Raw genomic sequence first — 20341 nt, 5'->3', positions numbered from 1 at the left:
CTTTTGTGACATCAAATCAGACGGTGGTTTTAGCTCAGTCGGTTAGAGCGCCTGATTGTGGTTCAGGAGGTCGTGGGTTCGAGCCCCATATTCCACCCAAAGGCAGAGATCAATTCTCTGCCTTTTTTGTTATATGCAGTTTTTACTTTTCTGAACTGCTCCCGCTGAACTCTTGTCTTTTTGTATATGAAGCCGATAATGACAGGTTGCTGGATATCTTTCTGCTGAAGAAATAGCAGATAAATCACTTTCCTATAAACCTTTTTAACTTTAAGAGGTTGCAATTAGGGTATCACTCAGGTACTTCTAGTAGCAAAATATCCTTCCGCATAAACAAAATTGTTGGAATTGCGTTTACATAGTAATCAGTTACGTTCAAAAAGGAATTTCTGCATCACAGATGTAAACCTGTTTTTCCGTCAAAATTTTTATATTTACTACTTAAACAACGCATATACTATGAAAACTAAACTTCCATTAGCTTATTTACTTTCGGGGATAGCTTTATTCTCATCCTGTAATTCGAATGCGAAAAACGGGGAGGAAGTATCCGGTACAGATACCACTTCTTATCCTTCTGTAGAAAAGAACCCTGCAAATACAGACTATAAACCTGCTTTTGTAGGTCAAACCCGTATAAAAGGAGTAAAGACAGCTACAGCATATGAAGTCAAGATATTAAGCCGTGATCTGAAATCTCCATGGGGTCTTGTTTCCTTGCCTGACGGACGTTTGTTGATTACAGAAAAAGAAGGAACATTACGTATTGCGACGGCGGACGGAAAACTAAGCGAGCCGATCACCGGACTTCCTCCGGTAGATGCAAAAGGACAGGGGGGACTTTTGGGGATTGCTTTAGATCCGTCTTTTTCTTCCAATCGGATGGTGTACTGGACTTTCTCACATAAAGTCGACGGTAAGAACCTGACTGCTGTGGGTAAAGGTAAGCTGGCGGATGACGAAAAAAGTATTCAAAATGCACAGATTATATATCAGGCAACTCCTGCATATAATGGTACTTTGCACTACGGATCACGTATTTTATTTGATAAAACGGGAAATATTATTTTCAGTACCGGAGAGCGTTCTGATTTGGAGACCCGTCCTCAGGCACAGGATCTGAAATCGGCACTGGGTAAGATTATCCGCATCACTCCGGAGGGTAAGCCCGCTCCTGGCAATCCATTTGAAGGGAATGCGAATGCACGTCCTGAAATCTATTCGTACGGACATCGTAATGTACAGGGGCTGGCGCTGCATCCTGAAACCGGCGATCTTTGGGAAACAGAATTCGGACCGAAGGGTGGAGATGAGGTAAATATTGTGAAGCCGGGTAAAAACTATGGCTGGCCGACTATTACCTACGGACTGGAGTATAGCGGAGCTAAAATAGGAGAGGCTATTCAACAAAAAGACGGTCTTGAACAACCGGTATATTATTATGATCCGGTGATCTCACCAAGTGGAATCACCTTCTATAGCAGCAATACAATTCCGGAATGGAAGAATAATCTCTTTATCGCTGCATTAAGTGGTACACATATCGCCAGATTAGTGATCAAAGATAATAAAGTAGTCGGTGAAGAACGTTTGCTGGTTGATCAGGGCCAACGTTTCCGTGCTGTAATTGAAGGTAAAAACGGAGAACTTTTTGCTGTAACAGATGCCGGATGGCTGGTAAAAGTTGCTAAAAAATAAGCTGATACTTATCTGAAATAACAAAGCCACGATATTTGTCGTGGCTTTACTGTTTATATGCTTATACTTTAGGCTTTGATGCCGTTAAAGAATAGACCATTGGAATTTTATTTTCCATTCCTCTCACCTGAAATTGCTGAGGAGCTATTTCTACCAGATTGTTAAAACAGCTATATGGCGAATATTTGTATTCCTTAAATGATGTAACAGTAAGTTGCTGGCCTATTAAGCTGCAGAAAACTTCTTCTAACGCATGATTCCAGGATACTGTTTCGTGCGTAATATCAGCTTCACGGTCAGCATATGTGCCCGTTATACTTTCTATAATAGCTCCATCTTTAAAATAAGAATATTGGACATGTTTAAAATCGTCATCCCAGACCCACATAAACGGATGGAATTCTACAAAAACAAATTTTCCATCAGGTTTCAGGAATTTTGAAATGACAGAAGCCCATTTGTCCAGATCCGGAAGCCAACCAATAGTGCCATAGCTGGTATATACGATATCGAACTCTTCATCTAATACTTCAGGAAGTGCATATACATCACTGCAGATAAAGCGTGCTGTCAGCTCTAATTCGGTGGCTAATTCCTGAGCCACTTGTATCGCATTATCTGACAGATCGATGCCTGTGACCTCTGCACCCATACGCGCAAGTGAAAGTGTGTCCTGACCGAAATGACACTGTAAATGCAGTATTTTCTTACCTTTTATATCGCCTAGCAATTCCAGTTCAATATCGTTTATAGAAGATTTACCCTTCTTAAAATTTTCAACGTCATAAAAGTCTGAGTTGATATGTACCGTCGTTTTAGTATTCCACGAGGATTTGTTTATTTCTATATAGTTGTTTTCTTTATTCATGTTGTAGAGAATCATTAGATTTTTTTTCCTAAGATCTTAAGACTTCGTTCTATTCCATCAAGTTCAGCAACATCCGGAAGCATGGCCCATTCTTCAAAGCCGAAGTGCTCGAATAGGCGGAGACTTGCTGTATTATGTGCGAATATAAATCCGAGAAGTGTTTTGATGCCATAAGCGGGCGCCTGTTGTATAGCGTAATCAATTGCCAGTTTTCCAAGCCCCTGACCACGGTAAGCTTCATCCAGATAGATGCTGATTTCTACAGTCGCCTGATAAGCCGGACGTCCGTAAAAAGACTGAAAACTGATCCATCCGATGATAAAACCTTCTTCATTTTCAAGAACCCACAGCGGTCTTTTTTCAGGATCATGTTTTTCAAACCACGGGATTCTGCTATTGGTGCTTACCGGTTCGGTATCGGCAGTGACGACACGTGATGCTACAGTAGAGTTATAAATTTCAACGATCCTGATCAGATCAGATAAGATGGCATGTCTGAATTGCATAACAGATTAATTTGTGGCTTTAGTAATCATGGGCAGATCGTTTCTGGACCATTCGCTCCACGAGCCTACATAGAGCTTAGGTATTTCCAGTCCTGCTGCGGCAAATGCCAGGAGGCTGTGACAAGCCGTGACCCCTGATCCGCAATGAATGATAAGTTGAGATGCTCCTTTGGATTCCAGTAAAGGCTGATATTGAGCTGTCAGTTGCTCCGGTGTACGAAATATCCCTGTACTATCCAGATTAGAGTGGAACGGAATGTTGATCGCGTTAGGGATGTGTCCGGCAATCAGGTCTATAGGTTCCGAAATACCATCATAGCGTACCTGATCCCGTACATCTATAATAGTATAGCTGTCATCTGTGGAAGCCTGTTGTACTTCAGTGAAAGAAGCTATAGGTAACAACCAGTCTCTTGCAGGGTATATGGATGCCGGTAGCGGAGTTGGTAAGCTGTTGGTAAGAGCCATGCCATAATTTTTTGCCGCCTGCAATCCTCCGTCCAATAGCTGTACCTGTTCATGTCCGATTGCTTTGAGCATCCACCATAGTCTGGCAGCAGCATTGGCTCCGTTTTTATCATCATATACCACAATACGATGTGAAGGGAGTATACCTGATTCTGATAGTATATTTGCAAAGATCTTCGGTTCTGGCAGAGCATGTCGCCCTCCGTCAGCTGCATTCTGAGGTACTGCTGCAAGTTGTGTCTCCAGATCCATAAATAGTGCTCCCTGTAGGTGTCCGGTCCGGTATTGATCCAAGGCCTGAGGACCTGCAGAAGCATCTATCAGTACAAAATCTTTTTTATCCTGATACAGCTGGTTTAATTCTTCAACACGGATTAAAGGAAAGGGAACTTTCATGATGCTTTTGTTTGATACGCTAAATTAGTATTATTCTTTAATAATAAACGAGTTTTAAAGGGATATGTTCGGATTTCAAAAAGTGATTTTTTTCATTAGCTTTATGACCTTAATTCATCCTTCAAAATAATATTCAAAGGACTTTTTAAGTTATAATCCAGATAAAAAAGGAGCTTAAAAATGCCTGAAATGAATAAAGAAAGCTCATTATAAAAAAAGATGGTTCCGGATAAAGTAATTCAGCAGGTAGACCGTCTTCCTTTTAGATGACAGATTACAATATAGAACGACACAGATAATTAAAACTAATGAACATTAACACCATATCAGCTTAAATACAGGACTTGCTGGTTTTTAATCCCTTTCATGAAAAGAACAATTAAAATTATTAAAAAGACAATGACTATTTTTATTATAATAGTGGCTCTGGTATCGGCTGCCGTTTATTTTTATATGCAAAAAGCTGTTTTCGGACAGGTGCCTTCAGGTGTACGCCTTGAGGCAGTAACAAAATCTACACATTATAAAGAAGGTGCCTTTCAAAATGTACATTATACCCCTACACTGACTGAAGGCTACAGTATGTTTGGCGTAATGAGTGACCAGCTCTTTAAGAACTTTCCAAGAAGACGTCCTGTGGACAGCCTTCCTTCTGTTAAGACAGATCTACATGCCCTGGCTCCTGATAGCAATGTATTAGTCTGGTTTGGTCATTCTTCCTATTTTATCCAGCTGGATGGAAAACGTTTTCTGATAGATCCTGTATTCAGTGGTAATGCTTCGCCTATTCCGGGTACAAACACGGCCTTTAAAGGAGCAGATATCTATAAACCGGAAGATATGCCGGCAATCGATTATTTACTCATCACACATGACCATTATGATCATCTGGACTATGAAACTATACTTGCATTGAAAGGTAAGGTGGATACGGTGATCTGTGGATTGGGAGTCGGCGCTCATTTTGAAAAATGGGGATACGTTGTGGATCACATTATAGAAAAGGATTGGTATGAACATATTTCTTTAGCCCCTGGTTTTACTCTGGATACAGCGCCAACCCGGCATTTTTCAGGCCGTGGATTCAAACGTAATAATACGCTTTGGCTCTCTTTTATATTGAAGACACCAAGTCTGACCCTTTATCTTGGTGGAGACAGTGGTTATGATACACATTTTAAAGAAATCGGCGATAAATTTGGTCAGATAGACTTGGCGTTGCTGGACAACGGTCAATATAACAAAGCATGGCAGGCTATTCATATGTTGCCGGAAGAAGTAATAAAAGCATCCGCAGATCTACATACCAAGCGATTGTTTCCTGTCCATTCATCCAAATTTATGCTGGCACAGCACCCCTGGGATGAACCTTTGTCCCGTACGTCCAAACTTGCAGCTGAAAAGGGGATACCTCTGGTAACACCGATGATAGGCGAAGTGGTGAGACTTACCGATCCGGATCAGGTATTTAAAAAATGGTGGGAGGGAGTAGAATAATACACTGCCTGACAGAGAAGAATGCGGTCTGAAGCTTGAAAAATATCATTTTGCCGAGAACAAAAAGGCCGTAATCCTTATTTTACAAGTAAAACAATATACTTATGAAGCAGGGAATGATTCTTTTTTGGCTACTGTACATGTTATTTTTCTGTATTCCTTTTCCTATAGGTCTGCATCTTGCTATTTACGATGATTCCCAGTTGCCCAGTAATTCGGTGTTGTGGAGTTCTGTTTTTCTGGCCCTTTCGGTAGTTATATGGATATATCTGCTTTCTTTTTATATGAATCAATTTCTAATCAAAAATGTAAGGACGAAACAGGAGATTTCCAGAATCTTTCAGTCCGGGATCAGGAGAAGAGCTGTAGTTACGGAAAGTGCTGTTGTCAAGTATGATGATAAAAGGGAGTCAAATCTGATGCGCATAAAACTACAGTTTGAAAACAGGAATGGAGTATCTATATCGGATGAACAGATGTTTTGGGATACCAAACCTTATGAATACCGGTTTGAAAAAGGAAAAGAAGTTAAAGTTCTTTTAAATGATGAGCCTGATAAAGAGCCTTATTTTATTATGGAAGAGCAACGCACCCAATACAATACAAGTGGAATACTGATCAGGGTGGCTATATTGATACTTTTCATTGCCTATATAGCAGGATTATATATCTATTTCTACCATCGGGAATCTAAAGGTTACGGCTGGCATTTTGTTTCTTTCACCCATCCCGTTGTTATGACAGGATTCTCGATGCTTGTGCTGGTATTTCTTTATAAAAGACTGGTGAAAAAATTTATATTCGGAAAAAAAGGAGATCGGAATTTGTTGTATTCAGGAGCACAGGCTATAGCCCGTATTAATCAGGTCAGGCAAACAGGACTGATGATCAACGATCAGCCTGAAGTACGCTTTGAGGTTTCTTTCACAGATACCAAAGGTCAGTTGCGGCATGCTGCATACAAGAAGATTATTAGTCTTATTGATTTACCTCTTATTCCGCGTAGCGGGGAGATCAATATTCTGTATGATGCAGGTAAACCTGAAAATATTATTATTCCGGATCTATTGGCTGAAAGGTAGTTTACTCCAGATATTAAACTTTGGATTTCAGTCTGCTTAGTGTTTCCTGCGAGATACCGAGGTAAGAGGCTACGATCTTATTAGGTAATCGGCGCACAATCACCGGGCTTTGGATCAGTAGATTACGGTAGCGGTCTAAAGCGTCCATGGATATAAAAGACTGTAACCGGCGGGTATTGTTGACATATCCAAACTCCAGGTATTTGCGGTAGAATTTTTCCCACTGGGGGATAATGTCCAGCAGATGATAGAAGTCATTGTGATTAATATAAAGAAGCTCAGTATGCTCTATCGCCTGTATAAATTCATCAGAAGGATCGCCTGTAATAAAACTGGTCAGTGCTGTTGCAAACTGATCTTCAAAGGCAAAGTAGCGGGTAGATTCCTGGCCGTCTTCATTAATAAAGTATATCCTTAAGCAACCTTTGCCAACGAAAAATGTCCGTTGGCTGGTCTCACCCTGAAGAAGCAATAGCTCATTCCTTTTGGGTTTTAAGGGTTTAAAATAAGACAATATAGTCTGAAGTTCGTCTGTATTTACAGTAATGGTATTTTGGATGTATCTGCTAAGTTGTTCTCTCATTTATCTGTATAATCACAGACAAAACTACGGTAAAAAATAATATCTTCTATTGATAAGACCGTTAATCCGTGAGTGATTGCAAAACGGATGATTTGCGGGAGTCTGGCCATGCTACCATCATCGTTCATAAGTTCACAGAGGACAGCCTGCGGTTCTAGTCCAGCCAATAGCATAAGATCAATACTTCCTTCAGTATGCCCGTTACGTTCCAGTACTCCACGTTTTCTTGCTCTTAACGGAAAAATATGCCCTGGCCTTGCCAGATCTTCCGGTTTTGCATTTCTGGCTGAAGCGGCCTTTATGGTTTGAACACGATCTGCTGCGGAAAGTCCTGTCGTGACTCCTTTTCTGGCCTCTATGCTGATGGTAAAAGGAGTCTGAAAAAGGCTGTTATTCTCCGCAACCATATAAGGGAGATTGAGTTCGTCTGCTTTATGATCTGTCAGACACAGACAAACGACTCCGCTGCAATGGCGGATCATCAGAGCCATGTCTTCCTGTTGTATGTGTTGAGCTGAATAGATAAGGTCTCCTTCATTTTCTCTGTCTTCATTATCAATAAGCAGCACACCTTTTCCTTTTTGAAGATCGGTAAGTGCCTGCTCTACCCGTTGCTGACTGTTATTTCCAAAACCGGTAAGTGTTCTTTGCTCCATTATTCTTTAATAAGTAGTTTTTCAGCAATTTTTCGCGCATTAGGAATAATAATAAAGGCAGCCATGTAGGCAACCGGAAGCATAGTTGTCCACGATTTTAAAAATTTGAAAAACCATTCTTCTCCAAAACCATACGTTCGCATCAGGCCTACAATAGCCATAATAAGGGTCATTGGAATGACAACAAATAAAGTGTTGACATATTTAAAATACTTCTGTTTCATTCTGTTAATTATTTAATATTGAATGGTACAAAAGTGCAGCGCTCTGTATTTATAAGCATTGACAAATGTCAATAAATGAAAAGAAGCTATAAAAAAACTCCCGGAGGTCTTCCGGGAGTTGATCAGATTATTTTTTAAGATACTTTTCTAAGAATTGATCCTGTTCCCACAAGAGGTGAAGGATGTTTTCTTTGGCGGCGTATCCGTGTGATTCTTTCGGAAGCAGCAACATACGCACAGGAGCACCCAGATTTTTTAATGCCTGGAAGTATCGCTCTGTTTGAAGGGTGAAAGTCCCCGGATTGTTATCCGCTTCACCATGCACCAATAACATTGGAGTTTTCATTTTATTTGCATTCATGAACGGAGACATCTCGTTGTATACCTGAGGTACGTCCCAGTAATTGCGTTGCTCATTCTGGAATCCGAATGGTGTCAATGTTCTGTTGTATGCACCACTGCGTGCTATTCCTACTGCAAACAGATTGGAGTGAGTCAGCAGGTTGGCCGTCATAAATGCTCCGTAAGAGTGTCCGCCTACGCCCACACGACTACGATCTATATAACCGAGTTGGTCTACTGCATCGATAGCTGCCTCTGCATTGGCGACTAACTGCGGAATAAAAGTGTCATTGGGTTCTTCCGTTCCTTCTCCTATAATCGGGAATGCTGCATCATCCAAAACAGCATAACCTTTGGTTACCCAATATACAAATGATCCATAGTAAGGGAATGTAAATTCATTGGGGTTGGCAGTACTCATACCTGCTGTATTTTTATCTTTATATTCAGCAGGGTATGCCCAGATCAGTAAAGGCAGTTTTTCCTTTTTTGTTCTGTCGTAGCCAGCCGGAAGATAAAGAGTACCTGAAAGATCGACTCCGTCTTTACGCTTATAGTTGATTACTTCCTTATGTACATCTTTAATACTCGCAAAAGGATTGGCAAACTGTGTCAGTGCTGATACTTTATTGTTTTTAATATTTTTGATGAAGTAATTCGGATAGTCATTTTTAGACTGGAGCATGACCAGTATTTCGCCTTTTTTTGAATCCAGAATATCGTTGATATCTTCTTTCTGATCTTTCAGTTTGGACGTATATAAACGTTTTGTTGCGAAGTTTGTAAGATCCATTTCGTTTATAAACGGAAACTGACCTTCTTTTGTAAATCCGTCGCCTATCCAGTAGGTTTTACCATCTTTGATCTGAAGTACATTTCTGTCATATTGATTGCGTTCTGTCTGTACTTTTCCCGGATCATTATACACATCCTGAAAATTACGATCATTAAATAGTTTCGTCTCTCCGGTTTGCGGATTCAGCAGATGCGTCTTTCGGTTACGGGTATCATACCAGCTTTCATACAGAAAAGCATGAGTAGCATCTCCCCATAGGATACCAGCATATCTGTCTTTTGTTTTAGCCAACGCTTTAGGCTCAGAAGTAAAAGGGGCATCCCAGGTAAATACCTGATCACGATATTCTACTTTCTTAGCCTGATCTCCTTCATCCAGCGCCTGTGCAAAGTATAATGTTGAGGGCAGATCATCTCTCCAGCCCATTGCACGTTTGCCGGTGCGGACAGAAGAAAACCCTTTAGGCATGATCTCTGTCAGAGGTACATCGTTTACTTTTTTGATTTCCTCACCGTTCATATCATACACGATACTCTCCATAGGAAAGCGATTTAACGGCACAATATAGGAGTAAGGTCTTTTGATCGTTGTCAGCATGATGTATTTGCCATCCGGAGAAAAAGAAGCTGAAGTGTAGATGGCCGCATTTTTAAATTTGGTTGTCGTGCCATTCAGGTCTACTTTAAAAAGTTCTGATGAAGCCAGTGTTTCAAAATTAGTTTCATCTTTAGGGTTTTTCAGCAAATCCTGATAGGTTCTGTTTTGAGAAACTTTACCGTCACTTGTTGATACGGTAGGTCCTGCCGGAAGATCTTTTTTCTCATCCAGTAATGCAGGTCTGTTAGCCGGCAGTACATTTACTAGCAGCGATTTTGAATCCCTGTACCAGGAGTAAGGACTTCCGAGATTAGCATTGAGATTATCCGAAGTCAGTTTTTTAGCCTGAGCTGTTGCCAGTTCGATGATCCAAAGCTCCACACCTTTGGCAGTGGTATTTGTAAAGGCTACTGTCTTTCTGTCCGGAGAGAAAGATAAATTGGTGATTTTTGCCTGTTGAGGAAGTCCCTGTACTTGTGTTTCCGTTGCGTCTTTTATTCTTTTGATCTTCAGATTGTATTGATATACAGCTGTACTCGAGATATTGGTAATAGGATTCACTCGCAGGCCGGCCAGTTTCATTTCTTCCTGACTGAGATCTTCGAGGGTTTTATAGGTAGGGCGGTAGGAGAGGATCATCCACTCTTTTTTGCTATCCATAGAGACAGAAGGTGGTCTGTCATATTCAGCAAGCTGTAATATTTCAGCGGATGGTTTCTGATAAGTAATGCTCTCCTGAGCAAAACTAAAAGTCGCCAGGCCTATAAAAAGTAAGGTAAGACGTTTTTTCATATATATACAAGTTGTTTTTCAAATGGTTATCCGCCAACTGGCAGATATGAATCGCATCTGTTCGTATTTCAAAAATCCCCGGTGAAAGGGTTATTATAAAAGTTAAAGAGTTATTGTAATCTTCGAAAATACTGATTTGATTTGATTTATAAAAGTAACATTGTTGCAAAAAAAAGAAATAATAGAATTACTGGCAGATCAGGATCTGTAGAAAAGCCAGGGAAATAGTTTTGTCAGAGCATACAAAAAAAGAGGATACCCGAATGGATACCCTCTTATATTTCAATTAAAATATAGTAATCTGCTTACTCGAAGTATTCTTTGATACGCTCAAAGAATGATTTTTCACTTCTTCCGGGCTGCGGTTTGAAGTTCGGCGATTCTCTTAGTTTTTCCAAAAGTGCTTTTTCTTCTGAAGAGACTGCCTTTGGAGTCCATACATTGACGTAGATCAGCTGATCTCCTTTGTGGTAAGAATTTACTTCAGGAATACCTTTGCCTTTCAAACGCAGGATTTTACCACCCTGTGTTCCCGGGTCGATTTTGATCTTTGCTTTTCCATCTATAGTTGGAATTTCTACAGATGTACCCAGCGCTGCATCTGCAAAGTTGATATACAGATCATAGATCACGTTTATTCCGTCACGCTTCAGTTGCTCATGAGGTACTTCTTCTACCAGAATAATCAGATCACCCGGTATACCGCCTCTCGGAGCTGCATTACCTTTACCACTCATGGAAAGCTGCATACCTTCACTTACACCTGCAGGAATATTGATAGAGATTGTTTCTTCACCTCTTGTCAGTCCTTCACCTTTACAGGTTGTACATTTTGCAGTAATTTCCACACCTTCACCATTACAGGTCGGACAGGTACTTGTTGTCTGCATCTGACCCAATATTGTATTGGTGACACGTCTTACAGAACCTGATCCTCCACAGGTATTACAGGTGTGATAAGAAGATTTATCTTTAGCTCCCGTACCGTTACATGTAGTACAGCTTACCTGTTTGTTTACTTTTACTTTTTTCTCTACTCCTTTGGCAATTTCATCCAATGTGAGTTTTACTTTGATGCGCAGATTAGTACCTTTCTGTACACGTCTGCCACCGCCTCCGCGTGAACCACCTCCGAAGAAACTTTCAAAAGGGTTGCCACCACCGAAAATATCACCAAACTGGCTGAATATGTCATCCATATTCATACCTCCGCCACCATATCCGGAAGCCGAATTACCGGCATGACCGAATTGGTCGTAACGTTGACGTTTTTCGGGATTACTTAATATTTCGTAAGCCTCAGCGGCCTCTTTAAATTTTTCTTCCGCCTCTTTATTATCCGGATTTTTATCCGGGTGATATTTGATGGCCAGTTTACGGTATGCAGACTTGATCTCCGAAGCATCTGCTCCGCGTGCCACGCCTAATACATCATAATAATCTCTTTTTGACATCGTCTTCCTTATTATTTTCCTACTACCACTTTTGCATAACGGATTACTTTGTCGTTGAGATAGTAACCTTTCTCAATTACATCTACGACTTTATCTTTGAGGTCTGCAGAAGGAGCAGGGATTGATGTGATAGCTTCCTGAAGGTCTGCATCAAAAGGTTGTCCGATGACATCCATCTCTTTTAATCCTTCCTGTTCCAGTGTTTTTCTGAATTTATTATTGACCAGCTCAATACCTTCCTTTACAGATTGTACATCCTGGGCTGTTTCCATGGATTTCAGTGCACGGTCAAAATCGTCCAGTACAGATAGTAATTTAGCGATAACATCTTTACCTGCTGATTGGATCAGTTCTACACGCTCTCTTGAAGTACGTTTTTTGTAGTTGTCAAATTCAGCAAACAGACGAGTGTATTTATCCTGTGCATTTGCTAACTGTTGTTCCAATGTTACCTCATTTGCTGTGTTTTCTGCCTGTTCACCAGAAGTGTTTTCAATGGGTTGATTTTCTTCTTGCGGAGCTTCCTGCTCACCATTTATATGTTCTTTTTCACTCATGATCGCTATAGAATATAATAATACTTTAAGTTGTTAAAATACCTGCTGATGCTGGCTCAAAGTTGTTGCCAAACGAAAAAAATCCGACAGCTTGTCAGTTTAAATTAAAATGAACTAACAAACTGTCGGATTACAGTCTTTTTATGTCATGTCGTCAGTGCGACTATATTTCCACATTGTCATGCAATGCGCCGTCCGAAGTCTTAAGGATGCGGGCAGGCATATTGCGTATAATCTGGTAATCATGTGTAGCCATCAGTACAGCAGTACCTGAAGAGGCGATGTCACGTAATAAGAGCACAATCTCTTCTGATGTAGCTGGGTCAAGGTTTCCGGTAGGCTCATCTGCGAGAATAATCTCAGGATTGTTTAGCAGTGCTCTTGCAATAACAACACGCTGCTGCTCACCACCTGATAGCTCATGCGGCATTTTCTTTAATTTAGAACGAAGACCTACTTTTTCCAGTACATCCAGCATTCTGCCCTGAATCAATCCTTTGTCTGTCCAGCCAGTCGCTTTAAGTGCAAATTCCAGATTTTTTTCGATAGTACGATCATTAAGAAGGTGAAAATCCTGAAAGACAATGCCTAATTTACGTCTGAGGTAGGGTACATCATTGTCATGTAGCTTTCTCAGGTCGAATCCTGCTACCATTCCTTCTCCGTTGCCAATGTAAAGATCTCCGTAGATAATCTTCAGCAAACTACTTTTACCACTACCGGACTGACCGATAAGGTAAAGGAATTCCCCCTGATCTATTTTGAGATTGACATTGGACAGAACTAAATGTTTTTGTTGGTAGATATCAACGTTTTTGAGCGTAATTACGGTATTTCCTATCATCTTATGCTTATAATTCTAATTTCTTAATCTGACCAAAGGGAAGCTCCTGCACAATCTCCATAATATATGCTGCCTTATCCCCAAGACCAATTTTTTCTAAAGATTTGTCGGGTCTATCGACTCTAAAGTAAGCCAGCAGCGTAAACTCATCGTCTCTGAGTTGTACGTAATCCGGTATTTTAGCGACTCCTTTTACTTTAACGATGTACATATCTATACAAAGTTAGAATTTTTTGATAAACCTGACTTATGAATGCTAAAATAAAGCTATACTTAAGCGTTTGCAAATAAAAACTCCAGCGTATTGACTCCATCAGCATAATCATTCAAAGCAGGACACTGACTTCCACCTAGCCGGAATAAAGGTATATGGATCTGAAGATCAAGTGAAGAGGTGACACATTGAATCTGCTCTGCATGCTGATTCAGATAATTCTCTGCATCTGCAATATTGTCATATTCTTCATAGAAAACAACTGCAAGAGGCGAGGCCGTACGTGGGTCTTGCTTCAACAAAACAAATCCGTTGTCATAATGTTTATCCCGGTTGATGAGATATAAGGATTTGTTGTAATCATAGTTATTTACATACTTATAATGATGCTGTATAGCTTCAAATGATGCTATTCCTTCAAATAAATGTGCTACATCATAATCTTTCGGGATCAATATCTTAGATACGGACCGGCATCCTAATCCGAAATAATCAAAGATGTCATGTCCCAGACCTTCCAGCTGCTCTTTCGTCTCCGATCCCGAAATTACGGCTACTGAGTTTCTGTTTTTGCGGATAATATGTGGTTTTTTACCAAAATAATACTCAAAATAGCGGGAACTGTTGTCACTTCCTGTAGCGATGACCAGATCGAAGTCTGCAAGCCGGTCTGCAATATGTACAGTTTCGGAGAAACGGGGCTCGATTGCAGTCAGCAGTTGTAAAACTGCAGCAGTGAGTCCGGCATCATCGGAAGACACCTTTATCTGAGCTTTGAATCCGGCAATAAGTACACATAGAATGTCATGGAAACCTACTAAAGGTATATTTCCGGCTAATACCATACCCACCGTTTTGTCAGAAGTAATATCCGGGTAAGGAGCGAGCCAGTTGTTAAGTTGTTCGGTTGTCAGATTATTTGCCAGGGCTGTCACCGCATTCTGAACATTCGAGACTGTATACCATGGGTTTCTGGTCTCAGCTCTTGTCATTATCTCTGTAAATTCTGAAGATGGATGCAGGAGCTGCTTTCCCAGCTCCGCAAATGCATGAATGCGTTGTTCTTTTGTCAAAATCTTTAATTCTTATATGTTAAAAACATCAAATTGTCATATCTTTGTCGCAGCAAAGGATTCACTTACTGAATATTACTTTAATTCTATACGATTAAAAATCTAATGTATTATCTTTGCAATGCAAAAATAGTTTATTTATCATAATTGAGAGGTTATAAATGGCAATTAAAATTACAGACGAATGTATTAATTGTGGTGCTTGTGAACCGGAGTGCCCGAATAATGCAATATATGATGCAGGAGTAAGCTGGAAATTTTCGGAAGGAACTTCTTTGGACGGAGTTATCGATTTTGGAGATGGTGTTACATTGGATGCTAACGAAACACAGGATGCCATGTCTAATGAGGTATATTATATCGTCTCTGATAAGTGTACAGAATGTGTAGGTTTCCACGATGAGCCACAGTGTGCAGCAGTGTGTCCGGTAGACTGTTGTGTGGATGATGAAGACATCAGAGAGACAGAAGAAGAATTACTGGCTAAGAAAGCCTGGCTTCACGGCGAATAATAAAGATTTTATCTAATTTGTATATAAAAGGCTTGTTTCTAACGGAATAAGCCTTTTTTATTTAGTCCTGTTTTTATCGACTTGCGATAAAACAATGTGCGGTAAAAAGGATAATCCACGAATAAAATTTGTCGGTACTACCATATTTTTTATTTTTGTTCATTAAATAACCTTAATAAATACTGAATGTTTAAATCAAAAATGGGTCTTTTGACCTTTGCAGTTCTTTCAATAGCCACTATATTAACAGTTCTTTACGAGTTTAATTGGGTGAGTATTTCTCCTGATGTAATGATGGTAGTTCGGTGGGTTGTTGGGGTTGTTTTAGTTATTAATGCTTTTCAACGTAAGAATCTCACTTCATGGATTCTTACCTGTATGATTCTCGGGATTTTTGTGGGAATAGATTTCCCTAATTTCGCAATTGCTTTACAGCCTTTGAGCAAAGGGTTTATCAAATTGGTGAAAACAATTGTAGGTCCTATTCTGTTCGCTACTTTAGTCTACGGAATTGCGGGACACTCTGATTTGAAGCAGGTAGGTCGTATGGCCTGGAAATCTATGCTTTATTTCTTTTGTGCTACTACCTGTGCTATTTTTATAGGATTGGCCGCCATCAATATTACACATGCAGGTGTAGGTATAGATATACAGCATATGCCACATGAAGAACTTCCCGTCAAGAAGGAAAATCCGGACCAGAACTCCCTGGATCATTTGCCGGAAAATGTACATGGCGTATTTAAGTTTACCGCATTTTTCAGAGACCTGTTTCCGGAAAATATTGTAAAGTCAGTGTATGAAAATCAGGTTTTACAGATTGTTGTTTTCTCGGTACTGTTTGGAATAGGTCTGGCACTGGTTGAAGAAAAGAAACGAAAGCCGCTGGTCAATTTTACGGAAAGTCTCTCCGAAGCGATGTTTAAGTTTACCAATATCATCATGTATTTTGCTCCTATTGGAGTGGGGGCAGCGATGGCTTATACTGTCGGGCATCTTGGAGTCGATATACTCAAGAATCTGTTTATGTTGCTGGCAACACTGTATTTGGCGCTCATATTCTTCCTGCTTTTGGTATTACTTCCAGTGGCATTATATCTCAAAATACCTATTCTTAAGTTTATTAATGCGATCAAGGAACCTGTATCTATTGCGTTTGCGACGACCAGTTCAGATGCTGCATTGCCTAAAGCAATGAGTGCGATGGAGCGTTTTGGGGTTCCCCGTCGTATTGTTTCCTTTGTCATTCCTACAGGATATAGTTTTAATCTGGATGGTACTTCACTTTACCTGTCCTTGGCAGCTATTTTCGTAGCACAGGCAGCAGGTATGCACTTATCATTCGGACAACAGTTGATGATTGCGTTTACCCTGATGATTACTTCCAAAGGAGTAGCAGCAGTACCTCGTGCATCACTGATTATCCTGATTGCTACAGCTGATCAGTTTGGTCTTCCGGTATTTGTCATTGCTGCCATATTAGGTATTGATGAGTTGATGGATATGGCGCGTACATCTGTCAATGTGATTGGTAACTGTCTGGCTACCGTAGTGGTTGCAAAGTGGGAAGGGGAATTTGATGAAGAAGCACCTTATCGTACAGATGATCCGGATGCGCTTTAGACGTTATTCTGATGATAATATAGAAGGACTTGTACACAACGAGTCCTTTTTTTATGGATATATTTTAAATAAATGACCTGTCAGCAATGTAACAAATGCTACACGATAACGTTTTCGGAAATTATGCAAACGTTTGTGTGAAGCGAACTCAAGGACATAATTAATATATTTAAAGAATGTTAAACCTGATTATAAATTCTAACTGTGAGTACCTATGCGTAAATATTTGATTCTTAGCTTTCTTTTATGCTTTACATGCATATGTGCTGCACAGGTAAAGAACAGTATACGGATTATACCGCAACCACAATCCGTGGAGATCGGAGACGGTGTTTTGAAGTTACAGCAGTCTGCACATATCTGGTCGGCAAGTACACAATTTACAGGAGCAGTGCAGTACCTTCAGCAGGAGGTACTGAAAAATAAATCTGCCACCTGGTTTGTAGGTGAAGATTCTAATAAAGCACTTATTCATTTTGTGTCCGATACGAAAGTATCTGAAGAAGGTTATGTAATCAGAATTGTTAAGGATAAAGTAGAAATTCGTGCATCTACAGGTAAAGGAGCATTATATGGAGCAGTTAGTTTACTTCAGATGATCCTTACCTCTTCTGCAAAGACAATGGAATTGTCTTATTGTGAAATTAAGGATCAGCCTGCTTATGGCTGGCGTGGATTTATGCTGGATGAGTCCCGGCATTTCTTTGGAAAGCAAAAGGTTAAATCCTTACTCGATTGGATGGCTTTTTACAAATTGAATAAATTTCACTGGCACCTGACAGATGAACCTGCATGGCGACTGGAAATATTGCGTTACCCTTTACTTACCCTTGTCGGGGGAGTAGGGTCGTTTACAAATGCTACTGCTGCTGCTCAGTATTATCAACAGTCTGATATAGAAGAGATTGTCCGCTATGCGGCAGACCGTAATATTGAAGTAATACCGGAGATAGATATGCCAGGCCATGCCACAGCGGCTAACCGTGCTTATCCGCAATATAGCGGAGGGGGTAATGATAAACATCCTGATTTTACATTCCATCCTGGTAAGGAGGGTACATACGGATATCTGACACATATCCTCAAAGAAGCAAATGTGCTTTTTCCTGCCCGGATGTTACATCTGGGAGGAGATGAGGTCTCTTTTGGTAGTGAAGCCTGGAATAGTGATTTACAAATTAAGGAGTTGAAGACTAAATATCAGCTGACAGATAATAAACAGGTGGAAACCTATTTTATGCGCCGTATGGCAGATAGCGTTTATAATATGGGAGCAAAGGTATTAGCATGGGATGAAATGGCTGATGCCGGATTGCCAAAAGATAAGACTATCCTGATGTGGTGGCGTCATGACAAACCGGACCAGTTGAAAACAGTCCTTCAAAACGGATATCCTACCATATTATGTCCGCGTCTTCCGCTTTATTTTGATTTTGTACAGGATGAGAATCACCGTTATGGACGTAAATGGGGAAAAGGTTTCAATGCTCTTGCTGATGTATATCATTTTCGTCCGTCCAAATACGATTCATTGACAGTACGCAAGGATCAGATACTGGGAATACAGGCGAATCTCTGGACGGAAACCGTAACCAATACGAATCGACTGGATTATTTGATTTTTCCAAGACTTGCAGCTATGGCTGAAGTAGCGTGGAGTACAGATAAAGTAAAGAATTTTGAACGCTTTTGCGATTACCTTCCCGCTCATCTCCGGCTGTACAGAGCCGCAGATCTGTATTATTTTGATCCGTTTAATAAGACCAATCCTGAGCCTGTTGTTTACAAAACACAGCGCGCCTATATCGATAACCCTGAATAATAATGAATATGAAAAACAAATTGTATACGGCCTTACTGGCTGGTGCAGGTTTGCTTAGTACGCTTTCCGCACACGCACAATGGACCGGGCCTAAACAAAAGCCAAAAGAAAGAATCGAAGTCAAATACGGACCGCTAACACCTGCTCATCGTACAGATGAGGATATGGAGCGTTTTCGTCAGTACGGTCTGGGACAGTTTATCCATTGGGGGCTATATGCTATTCCCGGAAATGAATGGGAAGGAGTAAGTGCACGAGGTGGCGCTGCTGCCTCTGAATGGATACGCACATGGAGCGGAACTACTGCACCTAAAGATTGGAGAAATACATATGATAATCTTTACAAACAGTTTAATCCGAAAGACTTTGACGCCAAACAATGGGCAAAGCAGGCGAAAGATATGGGTGCCCGATATGTAATATTCACTACCAAACATCATGACGGATTTGCCTTATGGCCTACAAAATATACGGATTACAACATTACAAAATCACCTTATAAAAAAGATATTGTAAAGCAGGTAGTGGATGCTTACACCGCTGAGGGTATTGATGTGTATCTGTATTTTTCTATTCTGGAATGGAATAACCCTGATTATATGGGTAAAGAACCTAAAACAGAAGAGGAAAAGGCAAAATATACGAAGTTCCTGACCTATACTAAAAATCAATTGCTCGAATTATTGAAAAACTATCCGCAGATAAAGGGATTCTGGTTTGATGGTACATGGGATCAGTCCTGGATCAAAAGCTATGATTTTACTTATAAACTGGAAAAAGAATTGCGTGAAAAACATCCCGGGCTTATTATCGGAAGCCGTTTTCGGAATGATGAATTTGGAAAACGTCATTTTGATTCCAATGGAGATATGTTAGGTGATTATGAACAAGGATGGGAGCGGAAACTGCCTGAAGAATACAGTTGGCTGGAAGGAAGGGACTGGGATTGTGTCATGACCATTCCTCCAAATGGCTGGGGGTATATGAAAGACTGGACAGGATTATATACCAAGACTTCAGATGATCTTATTGATATGCTCATGCATTCTGTATCCATGGGCGGTAATTTTGTGCTAAACTTTGGTCCTGACGGCAATGGTAAAATGCATCCCGGAGAAGATAAATTAGCGAAAGAATTAGGAGATTGGATGAAAATTAATGCTGAAGCGGTCTATGGTGTCAAATATGCAGGACTTGCACCATCTAAATATGGATACTTTACACGTAAAAATGACCAAGTATACCTGACTGTGTTTAACAGACCTGTTAATAATATAGTGCGCATAGCGATCGATAAGAAAGCTACAGAAATACCTGAAAGTGCTTCTTTATTAATTAATGGACAGTCTTTAACATTGAAACGCAGTGATATCGGTTTGGATCTAGATAAGAGTACGTATTTCGATGTTATTCTGCCTAAAGATTTCCAATCAGAGAAGCCTTTTGTTATTAAGATTGCCACTAAAAAGGGCGATGTGAAAACAGACAAGCTAATGGATGCGAAAATGTAACTGGCCGTTTTGCCAAACTCTTGAATAGTGATAGCCAGATTTGAATATGTTCAAATCTGGCTCTTTCGTTTAAAATTTCTATGGAAATAAGACGGTTTCTCTAAGGACTTACTAGCTTTTTTTCTGACACAAGCATATTGCTTGTGCCTCTATAGGTTGCCGGTGAGGACACCGGCAAACGCTTTCGTTCGTTTTATCTTACTGGCTTCAAACCTCTCTGCCCTGC

At 40.3% G+C, this 20341-nt stretch carries 20 protein-coding genes and 1 tRNA gene; 8 read left to right on the top strand and 13 right to left on the bottom strand.

The features are described 5' to 3' along the window. The first annotated feature begins 22 nt into the window (after window positions 1-22). Window positions 23-98, top strand: a tRNA-His gene (locus B4B65_RS17545). Here B4B65_RS17545 and B4B65_RS17540 read toward each other — a convergent pair. Further along, entirely contained in the window at window positions 63-248 is a 186-nt protein-coding gene (locus B4B65_RS17540) for a hypothetical protein (protein ID WP_293917393.1), read from the bottom strand. The two genes, B4B65_RS17545 and B4B65_RS17540, sit on opposite strands and share 36 nt — an antisense overlap. 211 nt (window positions 249-459) lie before the next feature. On the opposite strand from B4B65_RS17540, the gene B4B65_RS17535 reads away from it, so the two are divergent. Next, entirely contained in the window at window positions 460-1698 is a 1239-nt protein-coding gene (locus B4B65_RS17535) for a PQQ-dependent sugar dehydrogenase (protein ID WP_293917391.1), read from the top strand. A gap of 61 nt (window positions 1699-1759) precedes the next feature. On the opposite strand, the gene B4B65_RS17530 is transcribed toward B4B65_RS17535, so the two are convergent. The 3 genes from B4B65_RS17530 to B4B65_RS17520 are packed head-to-tail and all read right to left on the bottom strand — an operon-like array spanning window position 1760 to window position 3936. Next, the gene (locus B4B65_RS17530) at window positions 1760-2566 is read right to left on the bottom strand and encodes a class I SAM-dependent methyltransferase (RefSeq protein WP_293917389.1); all 807 of its coding nucleotides are present in this window, start codon (window positions 2564-2566) and stop codon (window positions 1760-1762) included. Between the two features lie 14 nt (window positions 2567-2580). After that, window positions 2581-3072: a GNAT family N-acetyltransferase gene (locus B4B65_RS17525; RefSeq protein ID WP_293917387.1), complete on the bottom strand. Its 492-nt coding sequence runs from the start codon at window positions 3070-3072 to the stop codon at window positions 2581-2583. A gap of 6 nt (window positions 3073-3078) precedes the next feature. Beyond that, window positions 3079-3936, bottom strand: coding sequence for a sulfurtransferase (locus B4B65_RS17520; RefSeq protein WP_293917385.1), 858 nt, complete (start codon window positions 3934-3936; stop codon window positions 3079-3081). A gap of 366 nt (window positions 3937-4302) precedes the next feature. Here B4B65_RS17520 and B4B65_RS17515 point away from each other — a divergent pair, with 366 nt between their 5' ends. Both B4B65_RS17515 and B4B65_RS17510 read left to right on the top strand, forming a co-directional pair. Then, window positions 4303-5433, top strand: a complete 1131-nt coding sequence (locus tag B4B65_RS17515; RefSeq protein WP_293917383.1) for an MBL fold metallo-hydrolase — start codon at window positions 4303-4305, stop codon at window positions 5431-5433. A gap of 284 nt (window positions 5434-5717) precedes the next feature. After that, window positions 5718-6515 carry a hypothetical protein gene (locus B4B65_RS17510; RefSeq protein WP_293917381.1) on the top strand — a complete coding sequence of 266 codons (798 nt, stop codon included), beginning with the start codon at window positions 5718-5720 and terminating at the stop codon, window positions 6513-6515. Between the two features lie 13 nt (window positions 6516-6528). Here the strand turns inward: B4B65_RS17510 and B4B65_RS17505 are convergent, their stop codons facing one another. The 9 genes from B4B65_RS17505 to B4B65_RS17465 all read right to left on the bottom strand — a co-directional run bounded on the left by B4B65_RS17505 (window position 6529) and on the right by B4B65_RS17465 (window position 14647). Further along, window positions 6529-7098: a Crp/Fnr family transcriptional regulator gene (locus B4B65_RS17505; protein ID WP_293917378.1), complete on the bottom strand. Its 570-nt coding sequence runs from the start codon at window positions 7096-7098 to the stop codon at window positions 6529-6531. Beyond that, a complete protein-coding gene (gene ribB, locus B4B65_RS17500) occupies window positions 7095-7754 on the bottom strand; it encodes a 3,4-dihydroxy-2-butanone-4-phosphate synthase (RefSeq protein WP_293917376.1) in 660 nt (219 codons plus the stop codon). Before ribB ends, B4B65_RS17505 begins: the two co-directional genes overlap by 4 nt. Then, entirely contained in the window at window positions 7754-7978 is a 225-nt protein-coding gene (locus tag B4B65_RS17495; protein WP_201678780.1) for a DUF2798 domain-containing protein, read from the bottom strand. The genes ribB and B4B65_RS17495 overlap by 1 nt, the downstream gene beginning before the upstream one ends. A 127-nt stretch (window positions 7979-8105) precedes the next feature. Next, complete coding sequence (locus B4B65_RS17490; protein ID WP_293917373.1) at window positions 8106-10505, bottom strand: alpha/beta hydrolase family protein; 2400 nt, start codon at window positions 10503-10505, stop codon at window positions 8106-8108. Between the two features lie 305 nt (window positions 10506-10810). Next, window positions 10811-11959: a molecular chaperone DnaJ gene (dnaJ, locus tag B4B65_RS17485; protein ID WP_201678782.1), complete on the bottom strand. Its 1149-nt coding sequence runs from the start codon at window positions 11957-11959 to the stop codon at window positions 10811-10813. Between the two features lie 11 nt (window positions 11960-11970). After that, the gene (locus B4B65_RS17480) at window positions 11971-12516 is read right to left on the bottom strand and encodes a nucleotide exchange factor GrpE (protein ID WP_201678783.1); all 546 of its coding nucleotides are present in this window, start codon (window positions 12514-12516) and stop codon (window positions 11971-11973) included. A 163-nt stretch (window positions 12517-12679) separates the two neighbouring features. Then, window positions 12680-13360: a cell division ATP-binding protein FtsE gene (locus tag B4B65_RS17475; protein ID WP_002994038.1), complete on the bottom strand. Its 681-nt coding sequence runs from the start codon at window positions 13358-13360 to the stop codon at window positions 12680-12682. A 7-nt stretch (window positions 13361-13367) separates the two neighbouring features. Further along, the gene (locus B4B65_RS17470) at window positions 13368-13571 is read right to left on the bottom strand and encodes a hypothetical protein (RefSeq protein ID WP_002994039.1); all 204 of its coding nucleotides are present in this window, start codon (window positions 13569-13571) and stop codon (window positions 13368-13370) included. Window positions 13572-13633: 62 nt separating this feature from the next. Then, a complete protein-coding gene (locus tag B4B65_RS17465) occupies window positions 13634-14647 on the bottom strand; it encodes an acyl-CoA reductase (RefSeq protein WP_293917368.1) in 1014 nt (337 codons plus the stop codon). 161 nt (window positions 14648-14808) lie between these two features. Here B4B65_RS17465 and B4B65_RS17460 point away from each other — a divergent pair, with 161 nt between their 5' ends. From B4B65_RS17460 to B4B65_RS17445, 4 genes are all read left to right on the top strand, one after another. Beyond that, window positions 14809-15159, top strand: coding sequence for a 4Fe-4S dicluster domain-containing protein (locus B4B65_RS17460; RefSeq protein WP_201678786.1), 351 nt, complete (start codon window positions 14809-14811; stop codon window positions 15157-15159). A 186-nt stretch (window positions 15160-15345) separates the two neighbouring features. Continuing rightward, window positions 15346-16782 (top strand): dicarboxylate/amino acid:cation symporter, encoded by a 1437-nt coding sequence (locus tag B4B65_RS17455; RefSeq protein WP_293917363.1) that lies wholly within the window; start codon window positions 15346-15348, stop codon window positions 16780-16782. A 214-nt stretch (window positions 16783-16996) separates the two neighbouring features. Then, window positions 16997-18604 (top strand): beta-N-acetylhexosaminidase, encoded by a 1608-nt coding sequence (locus B4B65_RS17450; RefSeq protein WP_293917360.1) that lies wholly within the window; start codon window positions 16997-16999, stop codon window positions 18602-18604. Between the two features lie 8 nt (window positions 18605-18612). After that, complete coding sequence (locus tag B4B65_RS17445) at window positions 18613-20115, top strand: alpha-L-fucosidase (protein ID WP_293917357.1); 1503 nt, start codon at window positions 18613-18615, stop codon at window positions 20113-20115. Window positions 20116-20341 lie beyond the last annotated feature (226 nt).

Source organism: Sphingobacterium sp. UBA5789 (assembly GCF_002418355.1).
Taxonomy (GTDB): domain Bacteria; phylum Bacteroidota; class Bacteroidia; order Sphingobacteriales; family Sphingobacteriaceae; genus Sphingobacterium.
The sequence above is the reverse complement of the archived record's forward strand: the minus strand, read 5'-3'. Positions and strand labels throughout refer to the sequence as shown.

Bases quoted from the DNA above. Each gene is read 5' to 3' on its own strand.
- B4B65_RS17535 (WP_293917391.1), top strand. From the start codon at position 460: ATGAAAACTAAACTTCCATTAGCTTATTTACTTTCGGGGATAGCTTTA.
- B4B65_RS17530 (WP_293917389.1), bottom strand. From the start codon at position 2,566: ATGAATAAAGAAAACAACTATATAGAAATAAACAAATCCTCGTGGAAT.
- B4B65_RS17525 (WP_293917387.1), bottom strand. From the start codon at position 3,072: ATGCAATTCAGACATGCCATCTTATCTGATCTGATCAGGATCGTTGAA.
- B4B65_RS17520 (WP_293917385.1), bottom strand. From the start codon at position 3,936: ATGAAAGTTCCCTTTCCTTTAATCCGTGTTGAAGAATTAAACCAGCTG.
- B4B65_RS17515 (WP_293917383.1), top strand. From the start codon at position 4,303: ATGAAAAGAACAATTAAAATTATTAAAAAGACAATGACTATTTTTATT.
- B4B65_RS17510 (WP_293917381.1), top strand. From the start codon at position 5,718: ATGAATCAATTTCTAATCAAAAATGTAAGGACGAAACAGGAGATTTCC.
- B4B65_RS17505 (WP_293917378.1), bottom strand. From the start codon at position 7,098: ATGAGAGAACAACTTAGCAGATACATCCAAAATACCATTACTGTAAAT.
- ribB (WP_293917376.1), bottom strand. From the start codon at position 7,754: ATGGAGCAAAGAACACTTACCGGTTTTGGAAATAACAGTCAGCAACGG.
- B4B65_RS17495 (WP_201678780.1), bottom strand. From the start codon at position 7,978: ATGAAACAGAAGTATTTTAAATATGTCAACACTTTATTTGTTGTCATT.
- B4B65_RS17490 (WP_293917373.1), bottom strand. From the start codon at position 10,505: ATGAAAAAACGTCTTACCTTACTTTTTATAGGCCTGGCGACTTTTAGT.
- dnaJ (WP_201678782.1), bottom strand. From the start codon at position 11,959: ATGTCAAAAAGAGATTATTATGATGTATTAGGCGTGGCACGCGGAGCA.
- B4B65_RS17480 (WP_201678783.1), bottom strand. From the start codon at position 12,516: ATGAGTGAAAAAGAACATATAAATGGTGAGCAGGAAGCTCCGCAAGAA.
- B4B65_RS17475 (WP_002994038.1), bottom strand. From the start codon at position 13,360: ATGATAGGAAATACCGTAATTACGCTCAAAAACGTTGATATCTACCAA.
- B4B65_RS17470 (WP_002994039.1), bottom strand. From the start codon at position 13,571: ATGTACATCGTTAAAGTAAAAGGAGTCGCTAAAATACCGGATTACGTA.
- B4B65_RS17460 (WP_201678786.1), top strand. From the start codon at position 14,809: ATGGCAATTAAAATTACAGACGAATGTATTAATTGTGGTGCTTGTGAA.
- B4B65_RS17455 (WP_293917363.1), top strand. From the start codon at position 15,346: ATGTTTAAATCAAAAATGGGTCTTTTGACCTTTGCAGTTCTTTCAATA.
- B4B65_RS17450 (WP_293917360.1), top strand. From the start codon at position 16,997: ATGCGTAAATATTTGATTCTTAGCTTTCTTTTATGCTTTACATGCATA.
- B4B65_RS17445 (WP_293917357.1), top strand. From the start codon at position 18,613: ATGAAAAACAAATTGTATACGGCCTTACTGGCTGGTGCAGGTTTGCTT.